The organism is Dyella kyungheensis (assembly GCF_016905005.1).
Taxonomy (GTDB): Bacteria; Pseudomonadota; Gammaproteobacteria; order Xanthomonadales; family Rhodanobacteraceae; genus Dyella; species Dyella kyungheensis.
In genome coordinates, this window is sequence record NZ_JADIKC010000008.1 from 109,871 (window position 1) to 125,777 (window position 15,907).

11 protein-coding genes are annotated in these 15,907 nt (G+C 64.3%); 7 read left to right on the plus strand and 4 right to left on the minus strand.

The genetic code is table 11. The features are described 5' to 3' along the window. Positions 1-39 precede the first annotated feature (39 nt). The 4 genes from ISP20_RS17815 to ISP20_RS17830 all read left to right on the plus strand — a co-directional run bounded on the left by ISP20_RS17815 (position 40) and on the right by ISP20_RS17830 (position 3,594). Positions 40-1,263, plus strand: a complete 1,224-nt coding sequence (locus ISP20_RS17815) for a sulfotransferase family protein (RefSeq protein ID WP_204637478.1) — start codon at positions 40-42, stop codon at positions 1,261-1,263. Between the two features lie 528 nt (positions 1,264-1,791). Next, complete coding sequence (locus tag ISP20_RS17820; protein WP_204637479.1) at positions 1,792-2,433, plus strand: hypothetical protein; 642 nt, start codon at positions 1,792-1,794, stop codon at positions 2,431-2,433. A 104-nt stretch (positions 2,434-2,537) separates the two neighbouring features. Continuing rightward, positions 2,538-2,951, plus strand: a complete 414-nt coding sequence (locus tag ISP20_RS21750) for a helix-turn-helix transcriptional regulator (RefSeq protein WP_204637480.1) — start codon at positions 2,538-2,540, stop codon at positions 2,949-2,951. A gap of 133 nt (positions 2,952-3,084) precedes the next feature. Further along, positions 3,085-3,594: a DUF4199 family protein gene (locus ISP20_RS17830; protein ID WP_204637481.1), complete on the plus strand. Its 510-nt coding sequence runs from the start codon at positions 3,085-3,087 to the stop codon at positions 3,592-3,594. Positions 3,595-3,599: 5 nt separating this feature from the next. On the opposite strand, the gene ISP20_RS17835 is transcribed toward ISP20_RS17830, so the two are convergent. Further along, entirely contained in the window at positions 3,600-4,070 is a 471-nt protein-coding gene (locus tag ISP20_RS17835; RefSeq protein WP_204637482.1) for a group II truncated hemoglobin, read from the minus strand. Between the two features lie 191 nt (positions 4,071-4,261). On the opposite strand from ISP20_RS17835, the gene ISP20_RS17840 reads away from it, so the two are divergent. From ISP20_RS17840 to ISP20_RS17850, 3 genes are read left to right on the plus strand one after another with little or no spacing between them, the layout of a single operon-like run. Then, positions 4,262-6,547 carry an FdhF/YdeP family oxidoreductase gene (locus ISP20_RS17840; RefSeq protein ID WP_204637483.1) on the plus strand — a complete coding sequence of 762 codons (2,286 nt, stop codon included), beginning with the start codon at positions 4,262-4,264 and terminating at the stop codon, positions 6,545-6,547. Positions 6,548-6,590: 43 nt separating this feature from the next. Continuing rightward, the gene (locus ISP20_RS17845; protein ID WP_204637484.1) at positions 6,591-8,969 is read left to right on the plus strand and encodes a glycosyl hydrolase family 95 catalytic domain-containing protein; all 2,379 of its coding nucleotides are present in this window, start codon (positions 6,591-6,593) and stop codon (positions 8,967-8,969) included. A 29-nt stretch (positions 8,970-8,998) separates the two neighbouring features. Continuing rightward, the gene (locus ISP20_RS17850) at positions 8,999-9,451 is read left to right on the plus strand and encodes a GNAT family N-acetyltransferase (RefSeq protein WP_204637485.1); all 453 of its coding nucleotides are present in this window, start codon (positions 8,999-9,001) and stop codon (positions 9,449-9,451) included. Here ISP20_RS17850 and ISP20_RS17855 read toward each other — a convergent pair. From ISP20_RS17855 to gltS, 3 genes are all read right to left on the minus strand, one after another. After that, a complete protein-coding gene (locus ISP20_RS17855; protein WP_204637486.1) occupies positions 9,448-11,043 on the minus strand; it encodes a tetratricopeptide repeat-containing sulfotransferase family protein in 1,596 nt (531 codons plus the stop codon). The genes ISP20_RS17850 and ISP20_RS17855 overlap by 4 nt on opposite strands. A 111-nt stretch (positions 11,044-11,154) precedes the next feature. Further along, entirely contained in the window at positions 11,155-14,283 is a 3,129-nt protein-coding gene (locus ISP20_RS17860) for a TonB-dependent receptor (RefSeq protein WP_204637487.1), read from the minus strand. Positions 14,284-14,663: 380 nt separating this feature from the next. Next, positions 14,664-15,869, minus strand: coding sequence for a sodium/glutamate symporter (gltS, locus tag ISP20_RS17865; RefSeq protein ID WP_204637488.1), 1,206 nt, complete (start codon positions 15,867-15,869; stop codon positions 14,664-14,666). Between the last annotated feature and the right edge of the window lie 38 nt (positions 15,870-15,907).

Genomic DNA, 15,907 nt, shown 5'->3' on the forward strand with positions numbered 1-15,907 from the left:
CGGCGGCCGCGAACTTGCGCGTCCTACAGAGCGTGTGAAATGAATCGCGAGTTCCTGACCATTGTCGATCTCGAGGCCCAGCTCGATCAGCATCTGCAAAGACCGCGCGTCACGAATCTGGCAGCCGTGCGTGAGGCGGCCATCGCCTGGTCCCAGGCGGTGTGGTCCGCCAGCGGGTCGGCCGGCCTTCCGACCCTCACCACGAGCGAAATCGAGCGGGGATTCGCCATTGCGCGTCGGCCTGTGTTCGTTCTCGGCTCCCACCGAAGCGGCACGACGATGGTGCGCGATCTGCTCGACCACCACCCAGCGCTCTCGGTGCTTCCCGCCGAAGGCACCATGCTCACCAATTTCGCGTGGCACCTGAAGCGACTGGAACCCGATAGCTGGCTGCCATTTCTCGGCTGCGAATGGCTGCGCAGACTCGCCAACCCGATCAACCAGCAGCCTTACTGGCTGCTTGGCCGTTCGTCGCCGGAAGGCTCGGCCTACGTTGAATTCGCTCGTGCCGTGCGGGCTTGGTGGCCCCTGGTCAGAACGCAGTTCGGGCCGCGCACGACGTCCTGGCCGCTGGTCGCGATCGCGCTTGCCTACGCGCATTGCACGAGAGGGTTTGGCGCTGGGTCAGCCTTGCAGCGATGGGTCGAGAAAACACCTGCCAACGAGCGCTTCCTGGAACGCCTGATGGCCGAATTTCCCGAGGCACGCATGCTCCACGTTGTCCGCCATCCTTTCGCGGTCTATGCGTCGAGCTGCAAGTCCCTGCGTGATTCGGGCCTTCCATCGAGCGAAGAGAGCCGGTTCCTGCGTCAAATGCGCCTGTCGTACCGGGAGGCAGCCAGCCGCTCCGTTCAACCTGCATCGGATTCGTACTTGCTTGTTCGCTATGAGGACCTGCTCGAGGACACCGCGAGCGGCGTTCAACGGATCGCCTCCTTTCTCGGGATCGAGCCGCTGCCGATCCTGACCCTGCCAACCGCGAACGGCATTCCCACCCCGAGCAACAGCTCGTTTGACAGCAACAAGGTGGCTGGGAAATTGAACCGGCGGCCGGCGGATGTCGAGTTCAACTTGCTTACCGCGCGCGAACGCGAGCGATTGAGCGCGATGCTGGCCGACGATGCCGGAAAGCTGGGTTATCCGTTGCCGCCGCCACCTGCGTTGCGCCGACCACTGCTACAGATCTGGATTCACCTGGGCTGGGTGGTGGATCGCTTCAGGACACGCTGGATGCGTCTTCGTTCCGCGCATCAGCGGCCGTGACGAAGATCGGGCGCTGCAATCTCCAGCAGGACAGGGGTACAGCAGACGTTCGCTGTCGACCCGAATCGGATAGCCCACTTCCAGGACACGCCAGGGCAGTCGGCGATTCGCTGCCCTCGCATGTCGAGCCGATGCTCAGCTATTCACCGGTTTGCGGTATGCGCTGATGATCAAGCCGCTGCCATCGACAAGCAGGTAGACGGTTTCAGCGCCGTTGCGTCGCTCGACGATGTAGCGGTCCCAGCCGAAGTCGGTGACACCGCCGAACTTGTAGGACGTAACGGGCCCGAGTTCTCTATCCCCGCAATAACGAGGAATTCTTCATTCCGGGCATGAACGCCTCCGTCGACTTTCTCCGTGACGGTTTGCCTGGCCCCTTCTGAGCCAGTCCATTGCCGCCGTCTTAGCCCCTGAGACGGTGCATTGCTTTAGTCAAAAGTCATGGGCGTTTCGGCGAGAGTCAACACGGCACGATGGGTGTGGCCGCCGGAAAATACGTCCGCATCCGAATGCCGCATACGAGCAGCCATGACCCTATCCCGCGTCGATCCCAACCTCCTTTTCGCCTGGCAGGCCGCACACTCCATCGCTCGCGGCTCGCCATCTCCCGTTCCCGATCGTGGAGGCTTCCGAGTGGATACGCACTCGGAGAAGGAAGTGAGGCGCTGGGTGTTTCCGCAGTTGTGCGACGGGTTGCGCACCATCGCCCGTGACGTTACGGCGCCGCGACATTATTTGAAGCTTTGCGGCTCTGACGAGGAGTTGCGAAGTGCGCTGCCAGATCGTTGGGAGATTCAGCCGGCGAACTATTTCATGATGGCGACTGCGGTGGCCGACGATACGAAGCCTCTGCCGGAAGGCTACAGGATGGAGTTCGAGCGGGCCGGGGCAGTCACCCGGGCCAGCATCATAGGGCCGCAAGGCGATCTGGCCGCGAGCGGATGCGCGGCGGAAACGGCCGATGTCTTCATCTACGACCGAATCGAAACGGCGCAGGATCACCGGCGCAAAGGACTCGGGATTGCGGTGATGGTCGCGCTGGGTACTGCAAGAAAATCACCTGCCAGCCCACAGCTTCTGGTGGCGACAGAAGACGGCCGGAGCCTGTATGCGAACCTGGGTTGGACGGTGCTGGCCCCATTCGCCGCTGCCACCATTCCGGAAGGTTGAACCTGCACGCGACGGGTCGTGCAGTCCGGACACGCTTTTCTCCATGCCATGCCGCCCAAAGACCGGCGCTAAGATGATCGCGCGCAAGGCGGGCGGAGGCGGCGATGTGGAAGCGGGTGGTCGGCTATGGGGTGCTGCTGGCGGCGGGAACGCTCGCGCTGCAGTGGCTCGATTACCAGCGCCTGGCGCGGATGCATTCGGGCGACATCTACCTGTTCCTGGTCGCGGCGGCCTTCCTGGTGCTCGGCATCGTGCTGGGCGTACGCGTCTTTGCCACGCCGCCTGCGGCCACCTTCGACGGCAACCCGAAGGCGCAGGCCGAGCTGGGCCTGAGCGGGCGTGAGCTGGAGGTGTTGCACGAACTGGCCGCCGGCCACTCCAACAAGGAGATCGCCGCACGCCTCCACGTGTCGCCGAACACGGTCAAGACGCACGTGGCGCGGTTGTTCGAGAAGCTGGGGGCGAAGCGGCGCACTGAGGCGATCCGCCGTGCACGCGAGCTGGGGATCGTGCCCTGAAGCCGGGTTTTTCGGGTGAATAGGCCCAAATCACCCTTTCGGGCGATTGCCCGGTGCGGCCCGAACGCGGTCAATGGCGTCTACTTCCATCACTGAGGGGAACACCGTGTTGCGCACTATCCTTAAATACGGCGTGATCGCCGGCGTGGTCGTCGGCGGCTTCGAGTTCGTCACCTTTGCCGCGTTCTCCGGCATGCCGCCGCAGAAATACGGCATGCTGATCGGCTATACGACCATGCTGATCGCACTGAGCGCCGTGTTCGTGGGGATCAAGCGGCACCGGGATGTGGACCGGGGCGGGGTGATCGGCTTCTGGCCGGCGCTCGGCGTCGGGCTGGGCATCTCCTTCATTGCCGGCATCTTCTACGTGGCCGCGTGGGAGGCGGTGCAGTCGATGATGCACATGGATTTTGCCAACTCCTATGCGCAGGCCATCATCGCCAGCGAGAAGGCGAAGGGTGCCAGCGCCGAGGCACTGGCGAAGCTGAGCGCCGACATGGAGGCCTTCAAGGTCCAGTACGCGAACCCGATGTTCCGCCTGCCGATGACTTTCGTGGAGATTTTCCCGGTCGGCGTGCTGGTGTCGCTGGTCTCGGCGGGACTGCTGCGCAACAGCCGGTTCCTGCCTTTGCGCCGGGCTTGAAGGGCTCAACCCGTATACGGGCCTTTGACCTCGCCCCAGCCCCATTTGGGCATGGGCGCATCCTGATCCGCGCTGGCGCCCGGCTGCGAATTGATCACGGCCAGGCGCGAACCCCACTCCAGGTAGCCGACCAGGGCCGAGCGAAACTCGGGATCGTCCGGCATGTCCAGCTCGTCCGCCGTTTCCAGCAGCAGCGACACCCAGCGTCGCCGTTGGGGTTGCGTCAGATGACGGTTGAGATGGCGCTGGATCATGTGCGGATGACCGCCATGCTGCGCGGAATAGGTCTGCGGACCGCCGAGCACTTCGGCCAGAAAGGCGGCGACGTGACTCGGATGATCGTCGCCCATGTGCTCGAACACGGGTCCCAACAAGGCGTCGGCTTTGACGTGCTGGTAGAACCGCGTGGTCAGGCGATTCAGTGCATCGATGCCGCCAAGCCATTCGTAGAGGGTGGGAACGTTTTGGTTCGACATGGCGACCTGGGCAGTGGATGTCAGCCACCTATCTAACATGGAAAGGGTGGACACTCGCGAATCGATGGGAGGATAGTTCTTATCCGGCGTAGCTTCGCCGTACGCGCAGGGAAGCGCCAGGCCGCTCGTGCATGTGTCCGCCGGAACGTTGCGGGCGCAGCGGGTGTTCAACGATTCAGCGAGGTGCCGTCATGGCCGAGAAAGAGATTCCTGGCATTCGCCCCTATGACAATCCCGCGGGTGGATGGGGTGCGTTGCGTGCCACGGCCCGGGCGGTTCGCGAGCAGATGGACGCGGGCGAAGCGGCGGTGACGCTGCTGCGGACCAACAAGCCGGAAGGCTTCGATTGCCCCGGCTGCGCGTGGCCCGACAAGAAACACACCTCGACCTTCCAGTTCTGTGAAAACGGCGCCAAGGCCGTGACCTGGGAGGCGACCAACAAGCGCGTGCCGCCCACGTTCTTCGCTGCCCACACGGTGACGTCGCTGCTCGGCTGGACCGATTACCAGCTGGAGGACCAGGGACGCTTGACGCATCCCATGGCCTATAACGCCGAGAAGGACATCTACGAAGCGATTGGCTGGGACGAGGCTTTTGCGCGCATCGGCGAGATCCTGCGCGGCCTGGACAGTCCGGACATGGCCGAGTTCTATACCTCGGGAAGGGCGTCCAACGAGGCGGCCTTCCTCTATCAGATCTTCGCCCGGGAATACGGCACGAACAATTTCCCGGACTGCTCCAACATGTGCCACGAAGCGACCAGCGTCGGCCTGCCGCATTCGATCGGCATCGGCAAGGGCACCGTCTCGCTCGACGACTTCGATCATTGCGAGCTGATCATCGCGATGGGGCACAATCCGGGCACCAACCATCCCCGCATGATGGGCACGCTGCACGAAGTGGCGCATCGTGGCGTTCCGATCATCGTGCTCAATCCGTTGCGCGAGCGCGCGCTGGAACGGTTCGCCGATCCGCAGGATCCGTGGGAAATGGCGACGCTCGGCTCCACGCCGATTGCATCGACCTATCTGCAGGTGAAGGTCGGCGGCGATGCGGCAGCGCTCAAGGGCATCATGAAAGCGCTGCTGGAGATGGACGAGGCGGCCGGTCCGGACTCGGACGTCATCGACCATGCCTTCATCCAGCAGCACACCCGCGGTTTCGATGCGCTGGCCGCCGATCTGCGCAACACGTCATGGACGGCCATCGAGGCTGCCTCCAGTCTGAGCGAAGCGTCTTTGCGCGCAGTGGCCGCGGCGTACGCCAAGTCGAACGCCACCATCGTCACTTACGGCATGGGCGTGACCCAGCACATTACCGGCACGCAGAACGTGCAACAGGTTGCCAACCTGTTGCTGCTGCGGGGCAACTTCGGCAAGCCGGGCGCGGGCATCTGTCCGTTGCGTGGCCATTCCAATGTGCAGGGCGACCGCACCGTCGGCATTACCGAGAAGCCGACGGCGGCTGTGCTCGCGCGCATCGAGCAGACGTTTGGCTTTCGGCCGCCGGCCGCGCACGGTCATGACGCGGTGGCTGCGATGCAGGCGATCATCGACGGCCGGTCCAAGGCGCTGATCTGTCTGGGCGGCAATCTCGCGGTGGCGCTGCCCGATACGGAGGCATGCCTGCCGGCGATGCGTGGGCTTGAACTGTCCGTGCATGTCGCCACCAAGCTCAACCGCTCGCATCTGCTCACCGGCAAGCACTCGTTTATTTTGCCGTGCCTCGGCCGCACGGAGCGCGACCAGCAGGCCACGGGGCCGCAAGCGGTGACGGTGGAGGATTCCATGTCGATGGTGCATGCGTCGCGCGGCAAGCTCACGCCTGCTTCCGAAGCGCTTCGCTCGGAGCCCGCGATCATCGCCGGCATCGCCGCCGCCACCTTGCCCGGGAGCCGCGTGCCCTGGATGGATCTGATCGCCGACTACGACCGCATCCGCGATGCGATCGAAGCCGTGTATCCAGATTTCGAGAATTACAACGAACGCATCCGCGTGCCCGGCGGTTTCAGGCTGCCGTTGCCGCCCACGGAGCGGATCTGGAATACGCCGTCGGGCAAGGCGGAGTTTCTCTGCTTCAGCGGATTGAACGAAGATCCCGTTCTGGTGGATCCGAGCGTGCTCAAGTTGACCACGATCCGCAGCCACGATCAGTACAACACCACCATCTACGGACTGGATGATCGCTATCGCGGCGTGTTCGGGCGTCGCGATGTCGTCTTCATGAACCGGGACGATCTTGCGGAACGCGGCATCGAGCAGGGCGACGAAATACAAGTGGAGACCGCGTTCGGCCAGGGCAAGGAACGCCGCCTCAGCAAACTCATCGCGATTGCTTACGAAATTGCGCGGGGATCGGTGGCGACGTATTACCCCGAAGGCAATTGCCTGGTGCCGCTGGATTACCACGACAAATCCAGTGGCACGCCGTCGTACAAGTCGGTACCGGTGCGCGTGTTGCGTGCGTCAGCCAGCTAGCCGGGGCAGAATGGGGTTTGCCCCGCTTTGCTCGGAATGGCTCATGCGCAAGACGTCCTGGAATCGACGCCTGGTTCTGTTGTTGATGCTCGCCAGCCTGGTTCCACCCGTGGTGCATGCGGATGTCGCCGGCGAGGTATCTCGCTCCGATATCGCCCTTGGCCAGCCCAATGTGTTGCCCACGCAGGCGGTGGGACTGGGCAACGGTGAACTGGGCGCGGCGTTCTGGGCCGCCGATGGATTCACCATCCAGCTCAACCGCATCGACACGTTGCCGTATCGGCGATCGCCGGGTCAGCTGGTTCTGCCGGACCTGAAGATGATGACGGCCGACCGGGCGTTCCGAGGCCGTCTTCGCTTGTACGACGGCATGCTGGAAGCCTCCGGCGGCGGTGTTGCGCTGAAGGCCTGGGTCGATCGCGACGCCGACCGCGTGATCGTCGACCTCGATGGACTTCCCGTGGCTTCGCCACAACGTATCCGGCTCCAGCTGTGGGCGCCGCGCAAACCCAACGCTGTGGCGAACAACGACATGGCGTTTCTCGCCGAAAGCTGGCGCGACGATGCGTTGCCCGGCGCGTCGGGTCGATCGTTCGGCTCGCTGGCCGGCATACGCGTGCTGGGCAGGCAGGCGCGTGCCGTGGTTATCGATGCGCGCACCGTCGAGGTGACGGCGCTTCCCGATGCGAGCGGCCATCTTCGAGTGATCGCTGGCGCGCCTGCGTTCGACGGCAGCCATGCCGCGCGCGAGATGATCCAGCAGGCGTTGAATGTTCCCGCCGATCGCGCCCACACCGAACAGTGGTGGCACGCGTACTGGTCGCGAGCGCTGGGTATCCAGGCGAACTCCGACGATGGCGTGGCGCGCTATGCCGAAACCCTGCGCACGCTGTATCTCTATGCGGCTGCCGCACATGCGGGCAGCGCCATGCCCGGCGCACAGGCTGGCATTGCCGATCTGTTCTCGTCCAGCGCGGACGATCACTTCTGGGACCCGGCGGCCTATTGGTTCTGGAATACGCGCATGCAGGTGGCCGCCAATCTCGCCGCCGGCTTGCCCGAACTCAATGCCTCGGTGTTCGCGCTGTACCGGAACAACCTGGCCGCGATCAAGCAATGGACGCAGCGCCATATGGGCGGCCGCCCGGGCATCTGCGTGCCCGAGACCATGCGCTTCAACGGCAATGGCGTGGAGTACGAAAGCGATGCGTTCCGGCCCTTCGCCATCGTGACGCACAGTTGCGACCTGGGCTGGACGCCGACCTCCAACGCGCGGACGCTCAGTACCGGTGCCGAGGTCGGCTTGTGGGTATGGCGGACTTATCTGCAAACCGGCGACCGCGATTTCCTTCGCAGCAACTACCCGCTGATGGCGGAGGCAGCGCGTTTCCTGCTCGCCTACCAGCATCGCGGCGACGACGGTCTGCTGCACACCTCGCCGTCGAATGCGCACGAAACGCAGATGGACGTCACCGATCCGGCGACCGATCTGTCGGCGATACACGCGCTGTATCCCGCCACGGCCGCCGCCGCCCAGGCGCTTGGCACGGATGCGCCATTGATTGGGCAATTGCAGCAGGCGCTGGCGAAGACGCCCTCGTTGCCGATCATGTCGGCACCCAGTGGCAGCGAGCCGGGGGCGCAGGTGTTGGCGGCCAGCGCCGACGCTAACGCGCCGTATCAGAACGGCGAGAACATCGGCCTCGAAGCGGTCTGGCCATATGCATTGATCGGCGTCGACAGCCCGCTGTTTCGCACGGCGCAGACGACGTTCCAGTGGCGTCCGTTCAAGTACGCCGCGACGTGGAGCTACGATCCGGTGCAGGCCGCGCATCTTGGCCTGGGCGACGAGGCGGCCAAGGCCATCTTCGAGCTGGTGCAGCGCTATCAGGTCTATCCCAACGGCATGGCGGCCTTGCTGCACGATCAACCCAGCGAGTTCTACCTCGAACAGGCGGCAATCACGGCGTTGGCGTTGCCATCCATGTTGGCGATCCAGGACAACGATCAGCTCGTCCGCGTTGGCGCTGCCATCCCCTCGGGTTGGACGATGCATGGCGCCGTCGCGCTTCAGCACAACGCCACGGTGGAGGTGTCTGCCGTCGACGGGCAACTGGTGTCGTTCACGCTCAAGGGCGCCGACGACACGCCGCTGACCTGGGTCACGCCATGGCAGCAGGCGCGGGTGCGCGTGTGGCGGGATGGCGAGGCGCAGGCCAGCATCGATGCGCCGGCGGGACGCTTCGTGTTTCATCCGGCATCTGGGCATGTGTATCGCTTCGCCTTGACCGAGCATCCTCCTCAGCCCGCATTCGAGACTCCGGCCGAAGCCACCGTGAAGTCGCTGGGCAACGCGTCGATCGGCCTGGGGCCGCCGTGTTGTGCACCTCCGGCACATTATGTCCAGGCTCCGGATCATTAAGCTGGGCGCGTCACCATCCCGGTATCGCCATGGACATCCGAACACTCCGCCCCAGTGATCTTGAACTCGTCTGCCGGCATCGCGAGGAAATGTTTCGCGATGCCGGCAGACGCGACGATGTACTGGCGCCGATGACCGCGCATTTCCGCGAGTGGCTCAAGCCACGCCTCGCCGACGGCTCGTACTTCGGTTTCATGATGTCCGACCATGGCGTCGACGCCGCGGGCATCGGCCTGATGTTGATCGAGTGGCCGCCGCATCCCGAACATCCCACGCAGGACAAACGCGGCTACGTGCTGAATGTGTTCGTCGAGCCCGCTTACCGCAAGCGTGGACTGGCCCGAGAGCTGATGGCGCTGGCGGATGCGGAGTTCGCGCGGCGCGGCGTGAGCTACGCCGTGCTGCATGCCACGGAGAAGGGCCGGCCGCTCTACCAGGGCCTGGGCTGGAACGGCACCACCGAAATGGCCAAGCCGATCTAATCCACCGCGACGCCCGCATCGCGCAGGCGTTGGCGCAAGCGATCGAGCTTGTCGCCGTAACGCAGGCTGCGAGCCGTGTCCTGACGTATCGGCTGGCGCACCTGCGCCGCGCTGGGTGTGCTCAGCACGGTGCGCGAGGTCTGGTGGAACGTCAGGCAGGCGGGATCGAAAGGCAGCTCGCAGAAATCCAGCAGGCGCCGGATCGAAGGTTCCGGCTCGGCGACCAACGTTTCGTAGGGCAGGTCGAGTACGCGGTCGGGATACTTGTCGAGCCAGAAACGTGTCAGCCGAAGAAAGTCGATGCAGTAATCGGCCATCTCATCGAGATCGCAAGTAAAACCTGCTTGCTCGGTGAAGCACTGGCGGTAGCACGCCAGGCAGGTTTCCACCGGATCGCGGCGCACGATCACCACGCGCGCCGCCGGCAACATCGCCAGCGCGGCGCCTACCAGGTACCAGGTGACCAGGCTTTTGTCGGTGAAGCGCGGTTTGCGACGACGCCAGTGCGCCGTTCGGGCGAGATACTCCTGGCCCAGGCGCTGCCAGTCCCCGGCGCTGGCGTCCGGCGCCCACAGCGGAAATGCCGAGCGGCGCCGATGCGTTTCCGCATCGATCACCAGCGACATGTCCTTGATCTCGTTCGCCCCCTCGACCTGCGGATGCGAAGCGAGGATCTGCTCCACCAAACTGGAACCCGAGCGCGGAATGCTGACGATGAAGATCGTTTCCTGACCGAGCGTGGGGTCCAGCGGCGCGGGCATGTCCTGTTCGAACATGCGCAGGATCGCATCGACGCGTCTGCGCTCGCCGGCGGCATCCCACTTCACGCGCTTGCGCCGGGAGGCATTGGCCAGTGCGAATACGTCGAAGGCTTGCGCATAGTCGCCCTGGTCTTCCATCGCCTTGGCCAGCGTAAAGCCGAGCAGTTCGCGATGGCGCGGCGACAGGCCGTCGCGCGCCAGTGCGCTTTGCAATTGGGTCCTGTCATTGGCGTCGAAACGCACCGTATTGAGATTGGACAGGCCGAACCATCCTTCGGCGTTGCCGGGATCCAGGCGCAGCACATCGCGAAAGCCCGCGATGGCCGCATCGATCTGGCCCAGGCTCGCCTGTGCCTTGGCCAGCGACAACTTGGCCAGGACATGCGAAGGCGCAAGCTCCAGCGCCTGCTGCAACACAGTGATGGCTTCTTCGGTCTGCGCCTGACGCCAAAGCGCCTCGCCGAGATTGAACCACGCTGCTCCCGAGCGGGGTGCGAGTTCGCAGGCGCGTCGCAGATGCATCATCGCCTCGTCGATCTCGCCTTGCTCGTACAGGGCGATGCCTAGCCCCAGACGCAAGTCAGAATCCTCGGGCCAGTTCGGCAGCACCTCGCGGAAACAACGGATCGCCTGCACGTGCTCGCTGCGGCGCTGCGCAGCCATGCCCAGCATGCGAATGGCGTCTGCATTGCCCGGCGCCAGCGCCAGCAACTGGATCAGCGAACGCTCGGCGGCATCGAACTGGCGCTGCCGCCATTCCTCACGCGCCTTGGCCCACAGGCGCGCGGCGGTGGGCGAGAGTGGTGTGGGTTGCGCGGTTTGCTGAGTCATCTCGTCACCGGCAGGCGTTGACGAAGGAGGCTACACAACTCGCGCGAACCCTGCAAAAAAGAGGCGCCGGGCATGCGCGCGGCGCCGGGGGAGAGCGACTGCGTGCACTGCTCAAAAATCGCAGGCCACCGACAGGCGGACGCTACGCGGGGGACGGGTGTCCTGTACTCGCCCGTAATCGGGATTGGGGCTGCTGGTCGTACCGAACACGTTGTTGTAGAAAATCGGCGTCTGCTCGTTGAACACGTTGAACACCGCGAAGTTGAAGTCGAGCTTGTGGTCGGCCCAGGCCGGCCGGTAATCCACGCTCAGGTCGAGGTTGTGGACCCAGGGCGAATTGCCCAGCGAGCCCGGTGGCACTGGCACGCCGCCGCACCAGTAATAGGTGTGCGAACCATGCAGGGCCAGCTGATCGGGACCGTAGCCGCCGCGGCACAGGCGCGGCGTGCCCGAGGTGACGTAGAGATTGGCGCCCACCGTCCACTGCGGATCGATCGCGTACGCGCTGAAGATCTTGAATTGATGCGTGCGGTTGTTCGGCAGCACGCCGCTGGACCATTCCATGCGCTCGGGGAAATCCCAGGCGGTGGTGATCGACTCGTACGAGCCGCCCTGTTGCGAGTACGTGCTCACCGGTCCTTCGTCGTTGCCCCAGGTGCGCGAGAACACGTAATCGAACTTGGCGAACCACTTGCCGTCCCACTGATGCTCCAGCGACAGGTCGAGCGAGTAGTAGCGGCGCTCCGGGCCTTTCGGAAAGCCCTGGTCCTGGGCGGTCAAAGTCACCGGCACCAGGCTGCCATTCGGCGCCTTCATCAGGATGTGGTTGGTCTCGCCCGGATTGATCAGGATCAGGCTTTGCGCCCAGTCCGTACAGCTGTCGGGCGTCATCCACGCATAGCCCTGGTTGCGGCCGGCGGTGCACTCGCGTTGCTCGTCGTCGAAGTCGTCGATGATGCGGTTCATGCGCTGATACGTACCGGTGGCACCGAACACCCACGACGTTCCCAGCATCTGGAACTGCTGCTGCATGCCGAGCACGTAGTTATCGGAGAACTCCGCCTTGATGCCTTGTGCAGCGGAGATGCGCGGGTCCTTCGCCTGGCCATACTCGTTGTCGACGGACACACCGGTTTCCGGCGTCTGCGGCAAGGGCTTGAAACCGATCGGCACGCCGGTGTTCGGATCGATGCCGGTGTAGGTGCCGTACACGCCGGCATTCACCACGGGCGCGGCGATGGACAGCGCCACCTGTTCCGGCAGCGCCAGATAGTAGCGGCCGGCGTTGCCGAACACCTTCAGGGTGGAATCGCCGTGCACGTCCCAGCTGAAGCCCAGGCGCGGCGCCCATTGCGGCTTGGTTTCGCGGATATAGGGCACGCCCGAGGCGTCGTAGTTGACGAACTGATCGTTGCGCAGGCCGATGTTCAACAGCCAGTCGGGCGTGACCTGCCAGTTGTCCATCACGTACTGCGCGCGCTGCGATACCCGCAGCGAGGCCACGCTGAGATCGACGTGTCGCTGCACGTAATAGCAATGCTGCTTGCCGTCGGAACCCATATGGCATTGGTCCGATGGCGCCACGTACGGCGGAATATTGGGGTCGGTGCCGAACACCGGCGAGCCCGGATCGCTTTCGCCGTAGATCCATTCGTAACCCGGACCGGTGTTTTGCGAGCCGTCGTTCAGATCCCAGGAGTTGATGTTGTCGACACCAACCTGCAGGTCGTGGTCGCCCAGCTTGTAGTTGAGGCTCAGGCGATAGTTGGTGATCGATTCGCTGTGGTTCGGGTCGGCAATGGTCGAGTTGACCTGCGAGTTGCGGATGCCGCCGGGCGGAACGAAGTTCGGATCCTGCACGGACGCGCTGGAGATGTGCGGCAACTCCGGATCGAAGCCCGGGTACGCCGGCTGCGCGGTGTAGTAGTGGCCGTGCATCTTGCCGAACATCGCGTTCAGCGTGAGGTTGTCGGTGATGTAGGAGGTGTAATTGGCCACCCACATGGTGAACGACGTTTTGGCCGTCTGGTCCAGGCTGTTGAAGTCGCCGCGTTGCAGGGTGTCGTAATCGAAATCGTAGAAGGTGCCCGTGGTCTTGTGCGAATTCTTCAGCGCGGTGACCGAGAACACGTTGCTGTCGTTGATGTTCCAGCTCAGCTTGCCGTACAGCTTGGGATCGCTGACGCTGACCGCCTCGGTGGTGGCGCCGCCGCCGAACTCCGAAGTCGTCTTGTAATGCGTCTTGTCCTGCTCGGCGGCGATGTACAGGAACAGCTTGTCGCGGATCAGCGGGCCGCTGATGTACGCGTCGTAGATGGTTTCGGCGGAGCTGTCGTTCTTGTGATAGACGGCGATGTCGCCCGGACGATTGCCGACCGACGTCTCCAGCGGATTGGCGTAGTAATAGTTGTCGGGATCGGCGCGCAGGCTGGCCGGTTGCGTCAACGCACGCGCACCGAAATGCCATTCGTTGGAGCCGCTCTTGCCGATCTGGTTGATCACGCCGCCGATGGAGCGGCCATAGCGGGCGTCGTAGCCGCTGATATAGGTCTGCTGCTGGTCGATGGCGCCGAAGGGCAGGGTGATGCCGCCCTGGTTGTTGAGCGCCTCGGTGACGTTCATGCCGTCGACGTAGTACGCGTTCTCGGCGGTCGAGGCACCGCCGAACACATTGATCGGCGTGCCGAGCGGGCCCTTGGTCAACTCCGGCGAGCCCATGTTGACGCCGGGAGCGAGCATCGCGATGTCTTCGGCGGTGCGTGCCAGCGGCAACTGCTGCAGTTGCTTGGCCGTCACCGTGGTCACCTGGTTGGTGGTGCTCACGTCGATCGGCGGGATCGAGTTGGCCTTGACGCTGACCGACGACAACGTCACCGCGTTGGCCGCGTCGCCGGCCGAAAAGTTGACCACCACCGCGCCTGCCGCCACCGGGCTGACATCGTCGCGCGTCTGCACCACCTTGCCGTCCCGCAGCAGCGACACCGTATAGGAGCCCACCGGCAGCGTGATCGAGTAGCGGCCGGACGCATCCACCGGGATGGTGCGGTTGAAGCCCGCGCCGCTGGTGATCTGGATGCTTTCGTTCGATGCCACCGGCACCGTGCCGTAGATGGTGCCGTTGGTCGCCTGCGCCCAGGCGCCTCCGCTCAGCCCCAAGGCGATCGAACCGATGGCTAGCGGCAACGCCTTGCGCCGGAGAACCTGCTGGGGATGCAACGCGCGCAACGATTTGCCCCTCATGATCATATGCACTCCACTCTGTTGAAACGCCGGTACTGCGCTTTCCGGTGTGGATGCCGTCTGCCGGCTTCATCGCGTGATCGATGAAGCCACGGCCGCTCCCACCGGCAGGTGATGCGAAATCGGATGCTTGGATACGACGTGGCCTGCCGCGCCGACAACGCGCCATGACGTGGCGGCCCGAGGCTGTCCACGGCAATGCAAACGTTGAAGGTGGCGCTTTGAACGAACCCCGGTCAGCTCAAGTGCACGATCGAGCGTAGTCGTCGTCAGGCGCGAGCCGCCAATGAAAAAAATTCGCCACACCATAACTGCGGGTTATGGTGTGGCACACATGCGGCATCGATGCATGACGGATGGCACGCGCGCTCTGCGTGCGATCACGTCCACACGTTGACGAACACCGTGATGATCACCGCATTGGTGAAGTCGATCAGGAACGCGCCGACCACGGGAGCAACCAGGAAAGCGCGCGGTGCGGGGCCGAAACGTTCGGTCAGCGCGCTCATGCAGGCCATCGCGTTGGCGGTGGTTCCCAGCATGAAGCCGGTGAAGCCGCTGGCCATCACGGCGGCATCGTAGTCGCGGCCCATCAGCTGCAGCAGCGGCCAGCAGCACAAGGCCACCACCAGCACGGACTGCAACACCAGGTTGACCAGCAGGGGCAGCGCCAGACCGGCCAGGTCCCACAGGTGCAGGTCCATCAGCACCACCACCAGGAACAGCGAGAGGCTCGCGTTGCCGATCAGCTCCATGCTGCAGACCGACAATCCGAACCAATGGAAGTGATCGTCGATGTTGCGCAGGACCGCGCCCGCCAGCATGGCGCCGATATAGCTGGGCAAGGTCAGTCCGAGCATGCCCAGGCCCTGGCTGATCCACGCGCCGATACCCATCGCGATCAGGATGAAGACGAGGCTCTTGAGTCCGGCATGCGCCGGCTCGATGAAGCGGCGCTCCGGCTCCGTCGCTACCGTGGCCGTTGGCTCGCCCGCGTCGATTCGTGTCGCCGCGGCCGGATAGAGGCCGAGGCGCTCGATCAGCAGCGCCGCCAGCGGCGAGCCGAGGATGGAACCGCAGACGATGCCGGCCATTGCATTGGCCAGCGCCACGCTGCGCGCCCCGTGCACGCCGGCCTTGGCGAACAGCGGCGCGAACGCCAGACCGGTGGCGGGACCGCCCGCCAGGGTGGCCGATCCGGTGACTACGCCAAACAGCGGCGGTAAACCAAACGCCTTCGCCATGCCGATACCGAGCAGGTTCTGCACAACCGCCAGACCGCTGGCCAGTCCAAGAAACATCAGAATCTGGCGGCCGCCGACCTTGAGCAGACTGGCGCTGGCGTTGAAGCCGATCACGGTGAAGAACGCGATCATCAGCGGTTGCTCGAAGCTCGTGTCGAACTGCAACGGCGTGATGCCCCAGTGCCTGCACACCAGCATCGCCAACGCCACCAGCAGCCCGCCGATCACCGGCGCGGGAATGCTGAAGCGCATGAGCAGCGGCACGCGTTTTCGAATGGCGTAGCCGACGAGCAGCAGCAGGCCGCCGCAGGCCAGTGTCTGGATCGAATCGAGTGTCAGCACGCGCAAGTACCCTGGTCGGCCGCCATGGCGAGTCTATA